The 1,633-nt window shown below is 49.7% G+C and carries 1 pseudogene; it reads right to left on the bottom strand.

Annotated elements, in window-relative coordinates:
• Nucleotides 1–1,633: pseudogene (locus B3O33_RS03290) on the bottom strand (exodeoxyribonuclease V subunit gamma); the annotation flags it as partial.

Raw genomic sequence — 1,633 nt, 5'->3', positions numbered from 1 at the left:
TTTTCGCCAGCCGGTAATGCAAAAGTCCTGATTTTGAAAGCCCTTCAAGCTGGCCGGTAAGCGTAAAATCCTCACAGTCAAACTCAAATGCCAGTGGCGGTATCGGTTCGGCGGTTCTCAATGGCTGTAATTTATCAGTAAAGGCATCAACGGTTTCAAGCTGCTGTTCAAATAGCAGTTCACCAAAATGGCCATGCGGTAATACGCCGCTGGCGTTGATTACTGGCTGAATCTGACTCTGGTCTATTGTCGCTAAACGGCCATCGAGCATTTGCTGACGCATTGACCAGGCTTCCAGTCCATCCAGTGCAAAAGGCTCGCGAATTTCCAGCGTGGCATCCTCATTCTCATAAAAAATGCCCAGACGATGTTGTGCCAGAAACTTTGCCGGATGACTGAAAAACTGTATCAGTTGCTTGAGACTGACAAAGCGCCAGCTGTCATCGGCATCCGGCAGTTTATGAGTAAACCAGCTTTCGGTTTCAGCCTGTTTTTGTGGTGGCGGACAGGCATCGGCGTTAAAGCTGAACAGTTTGTTATCTTCAGCAGAAAAATATCGTGGACTGAGGGCCTGCAATGGATGCCGTGTGAGTAACTGCTCCCAGATCTCGCCACCCTGCTCTGTCTGAAAGCGTCTGCTCAGTACATCGTTAAAGTCACTGACCAACACCGAAGGTGGAATTACCGCATTATCATGAATGCTGGCCCCGACATAGCTGATATACAGATGCCGGTTAGCCGACAGAATCGCCTCGAGAAACAGATAACGATCATCATCGCGACGTGAGCGATCACCCCGCCGGTAATCATTGGAAAGCAAATCAAAACCTGGTTTGGGTTGGCGACGTGGATAGCTGTTGTCATTCATACCAATCAGGCAAACCACGTCAAACGGTATACTGCGCATCGGCACCATGTCGCAGAATGTGAGGCCACGGCCCATAAACTGATGTTCGGCGCCGGGCAATTCAATATGCAAATCCAGCCAGTCGCGCACCACATCAATCGATAAAGTTTGTTCAAAGCCGACCTGTTGGGCAGATTCGGTCAATGAATTGATGCCTTTTAAAACGGCATCCAATTGCAGCTGTTCGTTTTCGTCACCAATTTTAAACAACCTGCGAAGCCAATCCGCCAACACAATTTGCCAGTCAGCTGGACTACGCGGTCTGTTTAACACATCGCGTAATTGACTGAGCTGATCAATAAAGGCATTCAGTTGTGCCATTAACTGGGCACGTTCACCGGAGATCCCGCTGATCGGCAGTTGGTTATTAAATAACTGCCATTGATCACGTTCTGCCGGTGGCAAGGCATAGCCCAGCAATAAGCGGTCAAGTCCGGCACGCCAGGTATTGGCATCCAACGCTGCCAGGCCAAGTTTTTGTTTATCCTGACCGTCCAGTCCCCAACGTATATGGGTTTCACGTAACCAGCCACGGATGGTGTCGAGATCAGTATGATCCAGTCGGAACTGACGCTGGATAGCGGCACATTCCAGCAGACGCATAATGGTTTCAGCATCAAATCGTGATTGTGGCAAAGCCAGCAAATCAGTAAAGGCCGAAATAAGCGTTTGCTGCTGGGCATCACCGCGACTGGCAATGCTGAATGGAATAAAGCGCTCGGCGGG

Source organism: Methylophaga sp. UBA1464, from assembly GCF_002325665.1.
Classification (GTDB): domain Bacteria; phylum Pseudomonadota; class Gammaproteobacteria; order Nitrosococcales; family Methylophagaceae; genus Methylophaga.
Note: the sequence above shows the minus strand (reverse complement) of the source record. Positions and strands in the feature narration are given on the sequence as shown.